The sequence below is a fragment of the Aestuariispira insulae genome (assembly GCF_003385955.1).
Taxonomy (GTDB): Bacteria; Pseudomonadota; Alphaproteobacteria; order UBA8366; family Aestuariispiraceae; genus Aestuariispira; species Aestuariispira insulae.
In genome coordinates, this window is record NZ_QRDW01000019.1 from 1 (window position 1) to 15,069 (window position 15,069).

Consider the following 15,069-nt stretch of genomic DNA (forward strand, 5'->3'; position numbering starts at 1 on the left):
ATCTGTTCTTCGCTAAATCGACTGCGCTTCATGTCCGTCTCCTTTTATTGGACGGACTCTACTCATTTTTGGAGGAGTTTTAAGGGCTCACGTCACTTTCTCAACGAATCCCTCTGGTGTCAGATAGTACATGTAACGTTTCACAGGAGCCTGCTGCAGCTTCACGAAGCCCTTGTTGACACAACGTTTGATATGCCAATTCACCATACCGACAGAGATGCCGATCGTTTCAGCCAATCTCTTCTGCGAAATATTGGGATCGCGTTCGATCTCCATCAATATTTCCCGCACAATCCGGGATCGTGACATATGGCACCCCTTAGACAACGTTCAATAATTGAACTCTATGAAATCTCCGATCCAGTTGCAATGGCTCATTGGCTTTCTATTGCGCCTGTTTCTTCTACAGGCCTCTAAGCCGTCGAATTTAACGAACGAAGTCCTATCGCGTGACAGTCCGGCATCAAATCCATATGAATTCAAAAGAAAATCGACTGCCCTCTTCGAAATGGCCAAACGATCATCTTCAACTTTCACAGCCACATGGCCCGCATATTGCGGTGCCACATCTTTTGATCGATCCAATAGCCAATATTTTTTCGCTGGCAGGTCTCTGAAATGAAAGAGGAGAAAGAGACACCACAAAGGAATCGCGCGCATGACGTTCCCAGGCCAGTTATTGGTTCAAAGGTGCGTCAGAGAAGGCAATTGAATAGACCCACCCGCGATTGGCCAGCACCAGACTACAGTTTTCAGAAAACTCAAACTCACTATTGCCCGACGCCCGAGATACCGGTGCCCCCCTTGTTAGCCACCTCTTCCAGCTGCGGCCATGGCGGCCTACTGCACCAAATCTAGAATTGTGTTAATGGCACTAATGGAAATCTTATGGTCGGCGTGGCTCTCATCGATAATGACGTCGAACTGGCCCTGTCCACCGATCCGCTCAACCGCTTTACGAACCGACTCCACATAAAGAAGACCTTTTCGGTTTCGGAAGCAGCAACGATCAAACCTGTTAAACAATTGCACGGATTGACGCCCTTTCGGTATGGCGGTCATCACAAACAAATCCATCATCGAAAGCTTATCCCGCAGAGGCGGGTAAGCCGCGATCCCCATTGCAACCTCCTGACCTTCACGCAAATAGTCGGGATAGACACCCGCCACAGCCACAACATTCCTGACCTTGTCACTCAAAGCCGCAACGACTGTAGCGGTCGGGGCGCCGGCAGAGAAACCGACAATGTCAATAGTTTTAACGCCAACTTCATATTCTAGATAATCCAGACCATCAAAAATCGGAGAAAGCTGGTAATGCAGCGCCCGCGGAATATCCTCCATCTCCGAGATCATATTGCGACCGCAGGTCGTTTCGCCGCCGCTATCTCCGCAACCAGGCACCTCCATTAAGAGATAGTTCTCCCCAAAGCCAAAATGGTTGTAGATCATCACATCATAACCCGCCAGAAGCAGCGCCTCGAAGAGTGGTCTGGCGATCGTAAAAGGCTCACCAAAACCATGGTGATAGACTACCCCTTTTCCGACTGGTTTTTCTGGAACCAGATGATAGACGTATGAGTGCACTTCCGGCTCAAGAACATATCGGAAACGGGTGAAACTTTTCACCCCATCCCATTGGCTAAACTCATCTCGAATAGGAAACCAGAGCCGGGCTTTTGATGCCCCGACCAGATCAATCTCGCGCACCAACTTGTATCCGTTACCGGCCTGCTCCTTCAAGAGACGTAAAATGCTCTCCCGCACAATGCGCGGCCTTCTCCCTTCGGACAAAGAAATAAAACCTGCGGGATCAATCTGCTTATGCTCTGGCCTGATTTCCTCAAACTGATAGATATCCTGCGCCTTGTAACGCTTGTAGAGGACACGGATAGCATCCACTTCGCGCGTCAGCCCAATTGCGGTTCCAGCAATCATCAGAATCATCAGGACAAGAAATAGAAGCGTCTGATTTACTTTGAGTTTCATTGAACTGTATTCACAATTGCAACTCTCAAGCTCCCCTGTATTTAGTGCTTCCCGTATTCTCCTAACCCAAAAAAAAGTCAAGGATTGAATTTCATCATGCCCTGGGAGCACCCAGCATGTTTACGGTTTTAATCCGCCAACATTCATTTTTGTGTTGCTCCTCACCATGACTGTTGCTAATTAGACGTTTCATTAATGTAATATAAACAATAACACACTTTTTTGTGTTTATATATAAGACACACGGATCTAAAGCATCATGACCATCAGCAAGGATACGTTAACCCATCTCGACCAGTTGGAAGCGGAAAGCATCCACATCATCCGTGAAGTTGCCTCGGAGTTTGAAAACCCGGTGATGCTCTATTCCATCGGTAAAGATTCAGCCGTCATGCTGCATCTGGCTCGAAAGGCATTCTTTCCGTCCAAACCGCCCTTCCCGCTGATGCATGTGGATACCACCTGGAAATTCCGGGAAATGATCACTTTCCGGGACAAGATGGCCGCGGAACACGGGTTTGATCTGATCGTCCATATCAACGAACAAGGGGTAAAGGATGGCATCAACCCCTTCACCCATGGGTCTGCCCTGCATACGGACATCATGAAAACAGAAGCGCTGAAACAGGCACTGAACAAATACAAGTTCGATGCGGCCTTTGGCGGTGCGCGCCGTGATGAGGAGAAATCCCGTGCCAAGGAACGGGTCTTTTCCTTCCGGACTGCCAGCCATCGCTGGGATCCGAAGGATCAGCGACCGGAATTGTGGAACCTCTATAATACCCGGATCAAACAGGATGAAAGCATCCGTGTCTTCCCAATCTCCAACTGGACCGAGTTGGACATTTGGCAATATATCTACAAGGAAAACATCCAGATCGTGCCGCTGTATTATGCCGCAGAACGCCCAGTCGTTCAGCGTGATGGCGGATTGATCATGGTGGATGACGAGCGGATGCCGCTTAATCCCGGCGAAGAGCCGATGATGAAATCTGTCCGGTTCCGCACGCTCGGCTGTTATCCGCTGACTGCGGCAATCGAATCCACCGCCAGCACCCTGCCGGAAATCATCCAGGAAATGCTGTTGACCAAAACATCCGAGCGCCAGGGCCGCATCATTGATCGCGACCAGGCAGGCTCTATGGAAAAGAAAAAGCAGGAGGGTTACTTCTGATGGCCCATCAATCCGATCTCATCGCCGATGATATTCTCGGCTATCTGAAATCCCATGAAGAAAAAGGCCTGTTGCGCTTTATCACCTGCGGCAGCGTCGATGACGGCAAATCCACCCTGATCGGCCGCCTGCTCTGGGATTCGAAGATGGTTTTCGAGGACCAGATCGCAGCCCTGGCCAAGGATAGCGAGCGGGTCGGCACCCAGGGCGGCGACATCGACTTTGCACTGCTGCTGGACGGCCTGCAGGCGGAACAGGAACAGGGCATCACCATTGATGTGGCTTACCGGTTCTTTTCCACGGAAAAACGCAAATTCATCGTCGCGGATACGCCCGGCCATGAACAATATACCCGCAACATGGCGACCGGTGCCTCCACCGCCGATGTGGCGGTGATCCTGATCGATGCCCGCAAGGGAATCCTGACCCAGACCCGCCGCCATAGCTATATCGTGTCCCTGCTTGGCATCCGCAATGTGGTCCTGGCCGTCAACAAGATGGACCTGATCGACTATTCCCAGGAAAAATTCGACACCATTGTTGAGGAATATAACGCATTTGCGGAAAATCTCGGTTTCGAGGCGGTACACGCCATTCCGCTTTCCGCGCTGAAAGGCGACAATGTTCTGAGCAACAGCGAACATACAAGCTGGTACCATGGCCCGACCCTGATGGGCCTGCTGGAGACCATTGAGGTCAAATCCGACCTGCATGAAAAACCCTTCCGGATGCCTGTTCAATGGGTGAACCGGCCCAATCTGGACTTCCGGGGTTTTTCCGGCACCATTGAGGGCGGCACCATCAAACCGGGTGACCAGATCGCCGTCCCTTCTTCCGGCCAGACCAGCACGGTGAAATCCATCGTTACCTATGATGGGGAATTGGATCAGGCGATTGCCGGACAGGCCGTGACACTGACCCTGAACGACGAGATTGATATCTCACGCGGCGATCTTCTGTGCGATGCCAAGGACCGCGCCACCCATGCCGACCAGTTTGAAGCCAAGATCATCTGGATGCATGACCAGCCCCTGCTGCCGGGCCGCCCCTATCTTTTGAAAATGGGTGCCAAGACCGGTGCGGCGCAGATCAGTTCGCTGAAATATAAGGTGAATGTGAATTCCCTGGAGCAACAGGCCGGCAAGACGCTTGAGCTGAATGAGGTGGGGGTGTGCAACATCTCGACCGACAAACCCTTCAGTTTCGACCCCTATGACGAAAACCGCCGATCCGGTGCCTTCATCCTGGTGGACCGGATGACCAATGCCACCGTGGCTGCCGGCATGATCGAACATGCCCTGCACCGCGCCAGCAACATTCACTGGCAGAGCCTGGACGTGAACAAGCGCGCCCGCGCCGATATGAAAGGCCAGAAACCCTGCGTCCTGTGGTTCACGGGCCTCAGCGGTGCCGGTAAATCCACCATTGCCAATATGGTCGAAAAGAAACTGCATGCCGAAGGCCGCCATACCTATACCCTGGATGGGGACAATGTCCGCCATGGCCTGAACCGGGATCTGGGCTTTACCGATGCGGACCGGGTGGAAAATATCCGCCGTGTGGGCGAAACCGCGAAGCTGTTCGTTGATGCCGGCATGATCGTGCTTGTCTCTTTCATCTCGCCCTTCATTTCCGAACGGCGTCTGGCCAGGAACCTGCTAGAGGAAAACGAGTTTCTTGAGGTTTTTGTCGACACGCCGATCGAGGTCTGCGAGGAACGCGACCCCAAAGGCCTTTATAAAAAGGCCCGCGCCGGTGAGATTTCCAACTTCACCGGTATCGACAGCGCCTATGAACGGCCGGAAACCGCTGAAATTACCGTCAATGGCGGCGATGGCACACCGGAGGAACTGGCCGACCGGATCATTGAAGAGCTGAAAGAACGCGGCTTCCTATGGCCCGAAATGCAGTTCGAGATCTGATCCCATCCAACGGGTCTGCAATCAAGGAAAACCCGGCTTTATGCCGGGTTTTCTCATTTCGCCACTCACAAAGATAAAGCCCCGGCAAAACCGGGGCTTTTCTTGTGGTCAATCTGCCGGCTGGTAGCCGAGGTCAGTGTTGGAATTCGAATACCTTGTCAGGTTGTTTTCAAACTCCTTCAGACGCTTTCGAATTGAGCGCAGCTCTGTAATGTAAATCCAGTTATTCATAAAGACTGAGAACGCTCCGTGAACCTCTCCAAAGGCTTGGTTCACCCGCATCACAACCCCCAGAGATACGACCCCGGAAAACAACCCAGGCCCCATGATGAACAGAGGTAGAATAATCATCACCTGCCGGTATGAGAGCCACCATAGGTTAAAGTAGGAATAGTGGAGATAGAGCCTGTGGTAATTGAAGCGAATTCCCAAGAACAACTCCCAGAGCCGGTTGGGCTGAGCATATTTCTCCTTGTTATCCTCGCCCAACACCAGATCTTTGCGAAAGGCCGCCTCTACCTTCTGGTTGTTATACTCAAGACCTGGCAGCTTTGCCCCCACAACCCAGGAAATTGCCAACCCACCGATGGATACAATCAATGCCACCCAAACGAGCGAGCCCTCGTAATCCTTCAAAATCGGAAGGTCAACTTGTTCACTGAGCGCCCAGAGAATGGGAATGAAAGCAATCAAGGTCAAAAAGGCTTCCACAACCTGAAGGGAAAGATCTTCGACAATGCGGGCAAAACGGAAACAATCCTCCTGGATACGCTGTGAAGCACCTTCTATTTCCTCTTTCACGGCCCGCCAGCGGGGAATGTATGAAAAGGTCATCGCTTCCCGCCAACGCAAGACATAGATCTTTGTGAACCATCTCATAAACATGCCAAGCACAATACTGGGCATCGCAAGCAATAGAAATGACGGTGCCCCCTCGAAACCATCTGTCAGAAAACTGGGGCTAAAAATCTGATCGTAAAACTCGGTCAATCCCTTTTCCGGATTGTCGCCATACTGGTCCGAGCGCTGCAACAAATCATAGAACCGGCCATACCACTCGTTAAACAATACCGTGAACTGAACCTGTATCCACGTGATCGCAATGAGCAACGCCCCGCCACCATAGGCCCAGAGCGCCCATTTCCTGGATTTGTAGAAACTACCGAACATTGCTTGTTTCCCTCTTCGATCCCAATTGCATATGGGGTTTGTTTCTTAAGTTGGTCAGAAGAGTGCCGGATTCTCCTGATCAACTCAATCGATCGATTTTGGCCTTTTTGCCATATTGTGCCGTTTCCACCGCACGTGCAGGATTTTGTTGCAGGCCAGCAGGAAAGCGCTTGAAATCAAAGCGTTTCCAACCCTATTTTGACCGATGCTGAAAAACTTTACCGCCATTCTTGCGATCTCGTTCCTGGCTGTGCCGATGGCGCAGGCCGAAAAAGTGCATTTGGCGGTCGCTTCCAATTTTACCGGCCCAGCCAAGCAGCTGGCAGAAACCTTCCAGCGGACAAGCGGTCACAAAGCCGTATTGAGCTTTGGATCCACCGGGAAACTCTATGCCCAGATCATCCACGGTGCCCCCTTTGACATATTCCTCGCCGCCGATGCGGAACGGCCAAGCCGGCTGGTTTTTGACGGGCTGGCACTAGAGGAGAGCCTTTTCACCTATGCCGTTGGCCGACTGGCCCTCTATAGCCCGACCCTCCGCACATCCACCGCCCTTCGAAACAAACTGGAAAGCGGTGATTTCCAGCGCCTGGCGATCGCCAATCCAAAAACCGCCCCTTATGGCCTGGCCGCTGAAGAGCTGTTGGGGAATCTGAAGATCAATACGAAGGGCAAGTTGGTTTTTGGTGAGAATATCGCCCAGACCTATCAATTCGTGGCCAGCGGCAATGCGGATCTGGGATTGGTCGCCGCCGCGCAACTGAAAGCCTCAGACAGCGCCGGTTGGATGGTTCCAGAAACGCTGCATGCCCCGATCCGCCAGCAGGCCGTCTTGCTCAACCGCGGGAAGGACAATCCCGCGGCCCGCGCTTTTCTGGCATTCCTTAGAAGCGATCCGGCGGGCAAAATGATCCGGTCATTCGGTTATGGTCTGGGGGAAGGCTGATGTGGGAAACCATCCGGATCACCCTCCAACTGGCCGCTGTCACGACGATCATCTTACTGGTTCTCGGCACACCGCTGGCCTGGTGGCTGGCCCGGTCCTCCGCCTGGTGGAAGGAGGCCGTTGCCGCCCTGGTCGCCCTGCCCCTGGTGCTGCCGCCGACCGTATTGGGTTTCTATCTGCTGATCGCCATGAGCCCGTCCAGCCCGCTTGGCCAGTTGGCCATCTCCCTGACCGGCCAGAGCCTGCCCTTCACCTTTGCAGGGCTGGTGATCGGATCGGTTTTTTACTCCCTGCCCTTCGTGGTCCAGCCGATCCGCAATGCCTTTGAGGCCATTGGTGAACGCCCGCTGGAAGTGGCGGCAACCTTGCGCGCCTCGCCTTGGAAACGGTTTTTCACCATCGCCCTGCCCCTGGCCCGACCGGGTTTCCTGACCGGCGCGGTGCTGGGCTTTGCCCATACTGTAGGTGAATTTGGTGTGGTCCTGATGATCGGTGGCAATATCCCGGGCGAAACCAAGGTTCTGTCCATTGCCATTTATGATCATGTGGAAGCCCTCGAATATGACCAGGCGCATCTGATCTCCGCCGGGATGCTGGTGTTTGCCTTCCTGGTTATCCTGGCCATGATGGTTTTGGAGAAAAAACTGCGCCGCGGCCCGGCCCATGGAGGCCGCTCATGAACTTCCTGTCGGCAAAGCTGAAAGGCCGGTTGCAGGATTTCACCCTGGATGCCGCGTTTGAGATCCCGGCCAGCGGCATCACTGCGCTGTTCGGCCCCTCAGGCTGTGGTAAGACCACCATATTGCGCTGCCTCGCCGGGCTGGAGCGGCTCGATGGGTATGTGCGTCTGAAAGATGATGTGTGGCAGGATCAGGGATATTTCCGCCCGCCCCATAAACGTGCCATCGGCTATGTCTTCCAAGAGGCCAGCCTGTTCCCCCATATGACGGTCAAACAAAACCTGTCTTATGGCATGGCTAATCCGGATAAGGTGCACTTGCACGAAACGGCGGATCTGTTGGGGGTCAGGGAACTTTTGGATCGCATACCGGACAGGCTTTCCGGCGGAGAGCGCCAACGGGTCGCCATTGGCCGTGCCCTATTGTCGAAACCGGACATCCTGCTGATGGATGAACCGCTTTCGGCTCTGGACCGGGCGGCCAAAACCGCGATCATCCCCTATCTCGAAAGGCTTCATGCCGGCCTCTCGATCCCGGTGCTCTATGTCAGTCATGATCATAGCGAGGTAGAGCGGCTGGCCGATCATATGTTGGTCATGGACAAAGGCCGGGTCATTTCCAACGGCCCGCTGGATGAAATGCTGACCGATTGCAGTCTGCCCCTGGCATCCAGCCGGGAGGCCACCAGCATTCTGGAGGCGGAGATTACCGGCTTTGACGACAAGAATGTCATCAGCCTACTGACCGTCAAAGGAGCCACCCTACAGGTCCCTGGCGCGCTTGGCCCGGTGAACAGTCGGTGCCGCCTGCGCATTGCCGCTAGCGATGTCAGCCTGGCGAGCACCCACCCTTCCCAGACAACCATTTTGAATGTGTTGCCCGCCCGCATCCTGGCCGTTCATGACCTGGGCAATGCCCAGTTCAACATTCTCTGCGCACTGGGCGACGAAGACGGGGGACGGATCCTGGCCCGGATATCCAGGCTTTCCCTAGCCCGGTTCGGCTTTGAGACTGGTCAGGATATATTCGTCCAGATCAAGGGCGTTTCCATGGTCTGACCGAGGGATAGGCATAACCGCCTTAGTCTATCATGCGTTCCTTAAGGCTTCCCCCTTCTGCCAGCCATTGCCTCAGATTGACAATACAGCGCTGACGGGAGCTGCGTTCCCGCTCGTGCGGGGCAAATGGGGAGGCCACCTTGTCCAGGAGATTAACCATCCGGCACAAGATGTCCCGTTTATGGCCATTCCCAGCGATAGGGGCATCCTCAGCCAAAACCACATCGATGAATTGTACGCCCACCTGTTTCAGAAAAATTGTCTCGGGCTGGCCATCCTTCGTGCAAAGGCCATAAACCCCCTCCAGGAAATATTGCCAGGTTTCATACCGCGTCGAATCTGATGTGCGATCCATCAGCCCTTCCTGCCATTCAAGGCAGGCCTGTCCCAGCGGTCCAGTAAAAAACGCGTCCCGTGCCGCCTTATAACGATGATCGAAATAGCCGCGCGCGCCTGCTTCCGAACAGATATCCAGCCGGTCCAGCTGGTGAAGCCACAGCACATGACCCGGTTGGTGGAACCGATACTCCTTTTCCTCCAGGAACGGGCCAAAGAAAGAGGAGGAACGAAGCCCTCCCCGCACGGTATATGATGCTTTCGGCACGATTCCTTGCTGGAGATAATCCAACCAAATGTCCGGCATGATTGCAGCACGGCGGACAAATTCCTGTTCCTCCAGAAAATATTGATAAAGATAATTGAGCAGCATTTTCCCAACCTGTTGTCTTGGCTGGGACTTCACTATCAGACCAAACGCCCATGTCGTTTCGATCCTGGCCGAAGCATGAGCGACCGGCTCTCCAAGAGGTTACTGGCTGCCAGCGGTTTCCACATAAAGCCGGTTCTTTTCATTCCATTCATGCAGCACCGCTTCATCAAACGCGGATTGCGCCGGCAGATCTCTGCCAAAATGGCCATATCGATCCTGCCCCCGCACCAACATGGCGGTATCGCGGTCATGTTTTATCTGTTTTACATGAGGGGCCAGAAACTGGGCATTCAGTCCGATCCGCCGGTCATCGCTCAAGTTGGGCATGGAAGCATGCAGGACCCAACCATGATGAAAAGAGGCCTGTCCAGGATTGAGCGGACATAAAACCGCCTCTGCCTCCGGGACCCCATGAACCGTCTGCCCCTGCAACAGGACATTATTTTCGTCCCTGGTCACATGATGATCCTTCCTGCCTTGGCGATGGCTGCCGGGGATTATGCGCATGCAGCCGCTTTCCGCGCTCGCCGGGGACAGTGCCAGCCATAAGGACACCTGATCATCATGGCTGAGCCCCCAATAGGTAAGATCTTGGTGCCAGCTGACATGGGCCGGTGCCTTGGGTTCCTTGATAATATACTCCACATTATAGAGCAGAATATCCGGACCAATCAGCGCCTCGACTACATCCAGGACCCGGGGGTGGGTGGCCAGCTCAAAGGGCGATTGCATGATGGTATGGATCTTGGCCTTGTAATGCAGGGCACCATGCCGGTTTTCCATCTCTTCCAGAATTGCTCGGTGATTTGCGGCTTCACTCCCGGACAGAATATCGATGCCGCCAACATATCCTTCTCTATCATATCCTTGTGCAATCTCTTCAAGCGCCAGCGGTTCCATCTCAGCCACTCCATCAAAATTTTGTTCATTCGGCCTGATTGCCGAGACCAACTATTGGCTTAAAACATGCTTCACGCGACGGTAAAAATGCGAATAAACTATAAAATTATTATATGATAAAACCTGAGGCCCCGCACCAATGAGCTTGAAGAAATCCCTGCCCCCACCCAATGCTTTGGTGGTATTTGAAGCGGCCGCCAGACATCTTAACTTCACCAAGGCGGGTGAGGAGTTAAGCGTCGCCCAACCGGCCATAACACGCCAGATCCGCCTGTTGGAGGAAAGTCTGCAGGTGGCTTTGTTCACAAGGCGCAATAACGCCGTGGCCCTGACCGATGAAGGCCGCGCTTTTCAGGCAACGGTTTCGCGCTGTTTGCATGAAATTGCCGACCAGGCCAATATTCTGCGCAATCCAGCAGGACGCAGTCTGACCATCGGGTCGACCTTTGGTTTTGCCAATATGTGGCTGGCCCCCCGCCTGCCCCGGCTCCAGCGCATCCTGGATGGCATGTCGATCAATCTTCTGATTTCTGATGACTATGGCGAATATGACGCCAAGGCCGTCGATTTTTCAATTCGCTTTGGTGATGGACAATGGGACGGGCTTTGCGCCGATCTTCTGTTTTATGAAGAGATTGTGCCGCTGGCCGCCCCCGCGGTCGCCCAGGCCCATGATTTTACAAGCCTGGCCACCTGGCAGGGCCAGTCCCTGCTGGATACGGAAAATCTGTTCACCACGTTGAACTGGGCCACTTGGTCACTCTGGTTCAAAGAACAGGGGCTGGATTTTCCATCGCGCGCCCGAACACAAACCTTTAACAATTATCTGCTGGTGGTGGATGCGGCCCTGAATGGCGATGGCATCATGCTCGGCTTTGCCAATCTGACCGATGACCTGGTGGAACTGGGAAAATTGGTACCGCTGGGCCCCCCCTTGAAACGATCTCCCATGGGCTATTACCTGGTTTATCCGGAAAAAGGCTTTCACAGCCCACTTGCCAAACGGATACTGCGCGCCTTTGCGGCATAAAAAAGCCCCGCCGGGAGAAACCGGCGGGGCTTTCCGTATCAGCCAGAGGCCAATCTTTCTTACATAGCGACCGTGGCCGCTTTCTCGACGAAAGCCGGGATCTGGTCAAAATTCATGTAGCGGTAGATGTCATCCGCCTTCTCATTCACGATTCTAACCTGAGCTTGGTATTCCTCGTTGGTCGGAATCCGGCCGAGAAGCGCACAGACCGCCGCCAGTTCCGCAGACCCGAGATAGACATTGGTGTCGATCCCCAGACGGTTCGGGAAGTTACGGGTCGAGGTGGACATGGCGGTAGAGCCTTTGCGGATCTGCGCCTGGTTGCCCATGCAAAGCGAACAGCCCGGCGTCTCCATACGCGCACCGGTTTTGCCCAGGATGGAATAATAGCCCTCCTCGGTCAGGATCGCCTGATCCATCTTGGTCGGCGGTGCCACCCAAAGCCTGGTCGGCAGATCGCTCTGGCCGTCCAAAACCTTACCGGCCGCGCGGAAATGGCCGATGTTGGTCATGCAGGAACCAATGAAGACCTCGTCGATCTTGTCGCCTTGAACCTCGGACAGGGTTTTCACATCATCCGGATCATTCGGGCAGGCGACGATCGGTTCTTTGATGTCATCCATGTTGATCTCGATGACGGCTGCATATTCTGCATTCTCATCGCGTTCCAACAGTTCCGGATTGGCAATCCAGTTTTCCATCGCCTCGATCCGGCGCTTCAGGGTCCGCTCATCATGATAGCCTTCCGCGATCATCCATTTCATCATGGTGATGTTGGAACGCATATATTCGATGATCGGCTCTTCATTCAGCTTCACCGTACAGCCAGCAGCCGACCGCTCCGCAGAGGCGTCAGACAGTTCAAACGCCTGCTCGATCTTCAGGTCCGGCAGGCCTTCAATTTCGAGAATCCGGCCGGAGAAGATATTCTTCTTACCCTTTTTCTCAACCGTCAGCAGGCCTTGCTTGATGGCATAGAGCGGAATGGCGTTGACCATATCGCGCAGCGTGATGCCTTCCTGCAGCTTGCCGGTGAATTTCACCAGAACGGATTCCGGCATATCCAGCGGCATCACACCGGTTGCGGCCGCGAAAGCCACCAGGCCGGAACCAGCCGGGAAGGAAATCCCGATTGGGAAACGGGTGTGCGAATCGCCGCCGGTACCAACCGTATCGGGCATCAGCAGACGGTTCAGCCAGCTGTGGATCACACCATCCATCGGACGCAAAGCCACACCACCGCGGTTTTCAATAAAGTCCGGCAGGGTCTTGTGGGTTTCCACATCCACCAGCTTCGGATAGGCCGAGGTATGGCAGAAGGACTGCATGACCAGATCGGCGGAGAAACCGAGGCAAGCCAGATCCTTCAATTCGTCCCGGGTCATCGGGCCAGTGGTATCCTGGGAACCGACCGTGGTCATTTTCGGCTCGCAATAGGTACCCGGCAGAACACCTTTGCCTTCCGGCAGGCCACAGGCACGGCCAACCATCTTCTGGGCAAGCGTGTATCCCTGGCCATGGTCTTCCGGCGCTTCCGGCACCCGGAACAGATCGGAAACCGGCAGCCCCAGTGCTTCACGGGCACGCGCGGTCAGGCCACGGCCGATGATCAGCGGGATACGGCCGCCGGCACGAACCTCGTCAAACAGAACGTCGGATTTCACTTTGAATTCGGCAATCACTTCACCGTTTTTAAGCGCCTTGCCTTCATAGGGGCGCAGCTCGATCTCGTCGCCCATATCCATCTGGTTCACATCCAGCTCGATCGGCAACGCGCCGGCATCTTCCATGGTATTGTAGAAGATCGGGGCGATCTTACCGCCCAGGCACACACCGCCGAAACGTTTGTTCGGGACAAAGGGGATATCATCCCCGGTCCACCAGATCACTGAGTTGGTGGCGGATTTGCGGGACGACCCGGTGCCGACCACATCGCCCACATAGGCAATCTGGTTGCCCTTGGCTTTCAGGTCTTCGATGAACTGGATCGGGCCGCGCACGCCGGGCTCTTCCGGGGTGATGCCGTCACGCGGATTTTTCAGCATGGCCAGGCCATGAAGCGGGATATCCGGGCGCGACCAGGCATCCGGCGCCGGCGAAAGATCATCGGTATTGGTTTCACCGGTCACTTTGAAGACAGTGACCTTAATGCTCTCTTCAACTTCCGGCCGGGACGTGAACCATTCCGCATCGGCCCAGGACTGCAGCACAGCCTTGGCGTTTTCCGATCCCTTATCGGCCTTTTCCTTCACATCGAAGAAATAATCAAACACCAGCAGGGTTTTCTTCAGACCTTCCGCCGCAGCAGCACCGCATTCGGTATCGTCCAGCAGTTGGATCATCGGTTCAATGTTGAACCCGCCCAGCATGGTGCCCAGCAATTCGGTCGCGCGCACCCGGCTGATCAGTTTGGTCTCTACCTCGCCACGGGCGACCTGCGCCAGGAACCCGGCCTTCACACGGGCCGCATCATCCACACCGGCGGGGATCCGGTAAGTCAGCAACTCAACCAGGAAATCTTCCTCTCCGGCCGGCGGATTCTTGATCAGCTCGATCAGCTGTTCGGTCTGTTCCAGCGACAGCGGCAGCGGCGGGATGCCGAGGGCCGCGCGTTCTTCCACATGGGATCGGTAATTTTCGAGCATTTATGTCTCCTTCTGCCGGTGCAGGTGGCCGGCAATTATCCTAAATCCTCTGGACACCGGGATCATGCTATCACATCTTCCCAAGCGCCTGGATCCTTATCCGTTGCGCTCACTTGTATCCATCTGTATACAATAAATCAAGAGAGCAACGCCGCATTTACAAAAATTGGCTGTTGCAGTGCAATATCAACGGTGAAGACACGTCATGGCCAAAGACGATTCAGATATTTATGCCGCCCTTTTACAGGCGATAGAACGTGGCGAGTTTCAGCCCGGATCTAGGCTGATTGAAACAGAACTGGCCGAGCGCTTCAAGGTCAGCCGGACACCGGTGCGTGAAGTGCTGAACCGGATGGAAAGCCAGGGAATCGCCTCTCGCGATGGCAAGGGCGGCCTGATCGTTGCGGAACTGAGCCAGGACCAGTTGGGCGAGCTTTATGATATCCGCGAAGTGCTGGAAGGGTTTGCTGCCAGGCTTGCCGCGCGCCACGCCGCGCCCGCCGAGATCGAATTGCTCAAGGAAATGATTGCGTCCGGCAAACTGGTGGAAGGCGAAGCGCGTGAGCTGGCCATCGCCAACAAGCAGTTTCACCAGCAGCTGCATAACTGCACCCATAACCAGTATCTGCAGCAGATGCTTTCTTCCGTTCAGCGTTCTTTGGCATTGCTGTCCGGCACAACGCTTGCGGAACCGGCACGGGTGGTCGTTTCGGAAAAAGAGCATCGCATGCTGGTGGAAGCCATTGAAAACCGCGACGAGGATAAAGCGGAACAGGTTGCCCGCAATCATGTCAAAAACGCCTATAAAACACGGTTGAAAATCGAACTTGGCTGGTAAGATCCCTA

13 protein-coding genes are annotated in these 15,069 nt (G+C 54.5%); 7 read left to right on the top strand and 6 right to left on the bottom strand.

The window, feature by feature from the left end; translation table 11 throughout:
* Positions 1 to 87: 87 nt before the first annotated feature.
* Together DFP90_RS21660 and DFP90_RS21670 are read right to left on the bottom strand one after the other, a co-directional pair.
* Positions 88 to 309: a winged helix-turn-helix transcriptional regulator gene (locus tag DFP90_RS21660; protein WP_115939461.1), complete on the bottom strand. Its 222-nt coding sequence runs from the start codon at positions 307 to 309 to the stop codon at positions 88 to 90.
* Positions 310 to 840: 531 nt separating this feature from the next.
* The gene (locus tag DFP90_RS21670) at positions 841 to 1,989 is read right to left on the bottom strand and encodes an alpha/beta hydrolase family protein (RefSeq protein WP_115939465.1); all 1,149 of its coding nucleotides are present in this window, start codon (positions 1,987 to 1,989) and stop codon (positions 841 to 843) included.
* 259 nt (positions 1,990 to 2,248) lie between these two features.
* On the opposite strand from DFP90_RS21670, the gene cysD reads away from it, so the two are divergent.
* A complete protein-coding gene (gene cysD, locus DFP90_RS21675; RefSeq protein WP_115939467.1) occupies positions 2,249 to 3,163 on the top strand; it encodes a sulfate adenylyltransferase subunit CysD in 915 nt (304 codons plus the stop codon).
* A complete protein-coding gene (gene cysN / locus DFP90_RS21680) occupies positions 3,163 to 5,085 on the top strand; it encodes a sulfate adenylyltransferase subunit CysN (RefSeq protein ID WP_115939469.1) in 1,923 nt (640 codons plus the stop codon). Before cysD ends, cysN begins: the two co-directional genes overlap by 1 nt.
* 108 nt (positions 5,086 to 5,193) lie before the next feature.
* Here the strand turns inward: cysN and DFP90_RS21685 are convergent, their stop codons facing one another.
* Complete coding sequence (locus DFP90_RS21685; protein WP_115939471.1) at positions 5,194 to 6,255, bottom strand: putative transporter; 1,062 nt, start codon at positions 6,253 to 6,255, stop codon at positions 5,194 to 5,196.
* Positions 6,256 to 6,460: 205 nt separating this feature from the next.
* On the opposite strand from DFP90_RS21685, the gene modA reads away from it, so the two are divergent.
* From modA to modC, 3 genes are read left to right on the top strand one after another with little or no spacing between them, the layout of a single operon-like run.
* Positions 6,461 to 7,201, top strand: coding sequence for a molybdate ABC transporter substrate-binding protein (modA, locus tag DFP90_RS21690; RefSeq protein WP_115939473.1), 741 nt, complete (start codon positions 6,461 to 6,463; stop codon positions 7,199 to 7,201).
* Positions 7,201 to 7,881 carry a molybdate ABC transporter permease subunit gene (gene modB / locus DFP90_RS21695; protein ID WP_115939475.1) on the top strand — a complete coding sequence of 227 codons (681 nt, stop codon included), beginning with the start codon at positions 7,201 to 7,203 and terminating at the stop codon, positions 7,879 to 7,881. Before modA ends, modB begins: the two co-directional genes overlap by 1 nt.
* Complete coding sequence (gene modC / locus DFP90_RS21700) at positions 7,878 to 8,939, top strand: molybdenum ABC transporter ATP-binding protein (protein ID WP_115939477.1); 1,062 nt, start codon at positions 7,878 to 7,880, stop codon at positions 8,937 to 8,939. The genes modB and modC overlap by 4 nt, the downstream gene beginning before the upstream one ends.
* A gap of 22 nt (positions 8,940 to 8,961) precedes the next feature.
* Here the strand turns inward: modC and DFP90_RS21705 are convergent, their stop codons facing one another.
* Together DFP90_RS21705 and DFP90_RS21710 are read right to left on the bottom strand one after the other, a co-directional pair.
* Positions 8,962 to 9,648 (bottom strand): DUF6058 family natural product biosynthesis protein, encoded by a 687-nt coding sequence (locus DFP90_RS21705; RefSeq protein WP_115939479.1) that lies wholly within the window; start codon positions 9,646 to 9,648, stop codon positions 8,962 to 8,964.
* Between the two features lie 99 nt (positions 9,649 to 9,747).
* Positions 9,748 to 10,548, bottom strand: a complete 801-nt coding sequence (locus tag DFP90_RS21710; protein WP_115939481.1) for a phytanoyl-CoA dioxygenase family protein — start codon at positions 10,546 to 10,548, stop codon at positions 9,748 to 9,750.
* A gap of 139 nt (positions 10,549 to 10,687) precedes the next feature.
* Here DFP90_RS21710 and DFP90_RS21715 point away from each other — a divergent pair, with 139 nt between their 5' ends.
* Complete coding sequence (locus tag DFP90_RS21715) at positions 10,688 to 11,578, top strand: LysR substrate-binding domain-containing protein (protein WP_115939483.1); 891 nt, start codon at positions 10,688 to 10,690, stop codon at positions 11,576 to 11,578.
* A gap of 59 nt (positions 11,579 to 11,637) precedes the next feature.
* On the opposite strand, the gene acnB is transcribed toward DFP90_RS21715, so the two are convergent.
* On the bottom strand, positions 11,638 to 14,223 hold the full coding sequence (gene acnB / locus DFP90_RS21720) for a bifunctional aconitate hydratase 2/2-methylisocitrate dehydratase (RefSeq protein WP_115939485.1): 2,586 nt from the start codon (positions 14,221 to 14,223) through the stop codon (positions 11,638 to 11,640).
* A gap of 205 nt (positions 14,224 to 14,428) precedes the next feature.
* Here acnB and DFP90_RS21725 point away from each other — a divergent pair, with 205 nt between their 5' ends.
* Complete coding sequence (locus DFP90_RS21725; RefSeq protein ID WP_115939487.1) at positions 14,429 to 15,061, top strand: GntR family transcriptional regulator; 633 nt, start codon at positions 14,429 to 14,431, stop codon at positions 15,059 to 15,061.
* Positions 15,062 to 15,069 lie beyond the last annotated feature (8 nt).

Excerpts from the sequence above, each read along its gene's own strand:
- modB (WP_115939475.1), top strand. The coding sequence starts at position 7,201 with ATGTGGGAAACCATCCGGATCACCCTCCAACTGGCCGCTGTCACGACG.
- cysD (WP_115939467.1), top strand. The coding sequence starts at position 2,249 with ATGACCATCAGCAAGGATACGTTAACCCATCTCGACCAGTTGGAAGCG.
- DFP90_RS21715 (WP_115939483.1), top strand. The coding sequence starts at position 10,688 with ATGAGCTTGAAGAAATCCCTGCCCCCACCCAATGCTTTGGTGGTATTT.
- DFP90_RS21710 (WP_115939481.1), bottom strand. The coding sequence starts at position 10,548 with ATGGAACCGCTGGCGCTTGAAGAGATTGCACAAGGATATGATAGAGAA.
- modC (WP_115939477.1), top strand. The coding sequence starts at position 7,878 with ATGAACTTCCTGTCGGCAAAGCTGAAAGGCCGGTTGCAGGATTTCACC.
- modA (WP_115939473.1), top strand. The coding sequence starts at position 6,461 with ATGCTGAAAAACTTTACCGCCATTCTTGCGATCTCGTTCCTGGCTGTG.
- cysN (WP_115939469.1), top strand. The coding sequence starts at position 3,163 with ATGGCCCATCAATCCGATCTCATCGCCGATGATATTCTCGGCTATCTG.
- acnB (WP_115939485.1), bottom strand. The coding sequence starts at position 14,223 with ATGCTCGAAAATTACCGATCCCATGTGGAAGAACGCGCGGCCCTCGGC.
- DFP90_RS21705 (WP_115939479.1), bottom strand. The coding sequence starts at position 9,648 with ATGCTGCTCAATTATCTTTATCAATATTTTCTGGAGGAACAGGAATTT.
- DFP90_RS21725 (WP_115939487.1), top strand. The coding sequence starts at position 14,429 with ATGGCCAAAGACGATTCAGATATTTATGCCGCCCTTTTACAGGCGATA.
- DFP90_RS21685 (WP_115939471.1), bottom strand. The coding sequence starts at position 6,255 with ATGTTCGGTAGTTTCTACAAATCCAGGAAATGGGCGCTCTGGGCCTAT.
- DFP90_RS21660 (WP_115939461.1), bottom strand. The coding sequence starts at position 309 with ATGTCACGATCCCGGATTGTGCGGGAAATATTGATGGAGATCGAACGC.
- DFP90_RS21670 (WP_115939465.1), bottom strand. The coding sequence starts at position 1,989 with ATGAAACTCAAAGTAAATCAGACGCTTCTATTTCTTGTCCTGATGATT.